Raw genomic sequence first — 573 nt, 5'->3', positions numbered from 1 at the left:
CCCTGAATCCGGCCGACGGGCACGCCATCCTCGGCCTGCATGCGGCGGAGCGGGATGCCATCATCCGGCTGCATCCGACCGACCGGCAGGCCGTCATCATCGGGCTGCACACGGCCGATGGGAATCCCATCGCCCTGGTGCATGCGCCGCATCGGCACGGCGTCCGGGGGCATGTCGTCGTCGTCTGGATAGTCTTGCGCGGCGGCGGATGTCACCATCAACGCCACGCCGACCAGCGACGCTATTATTCTCGTTATCATCGGTTTCACGTGTCCCGTGACAATACTTAACTTGACCCCTATTTAGCGAAACAACAATGAATGGCAAATGAATGTGGCCAAAGCTGCGGCGTTTGGCGGGTTAGCGTGTCATCGAGCCGCTTTCTGCATCATTGCCTGCAAGTGGGGCAGGCATCCGTCCTATCGACCGCGACCTGGATTTTCACGTCCTTGGCGATCGGGAAGATCGACGCGGTCGCCTCTTGCACCAGCGTCTTCTGCGCTTCCGCCAGCGTGTCGATATAGGCGGCGACGCCATTGCCGTTCTGCGCCAGCGTCTGCATCAGCGCGTCAT

General features: G+C 61.4%; 2 protein-coding genes. Both read right to left on the bottom strand.

Annotated elements, in window-relative coordinates:
• The coding region (locus tag AC1D0P_RS27410; protein WP_477679612.1) for a hypothetical protein at positions 1-260 on the bottom strand (260 nt) is incomplete at its 3' end.
• Positions 261-388: 128 nt separating this feature from the next.
• On the bottom strand, positions 389-573 hold a 185-nt coding region (locus AC1D0P_RS27405; protein WP_477679611.1), incomplete at its 5' end, for a hypothetical protein.

The organism is Polaromonas sp. P1_G2 (genome assembly GCF_056405515.1).
This window is presented reverse-complemented; position numbering and strand designations above follow the sequence as displayed.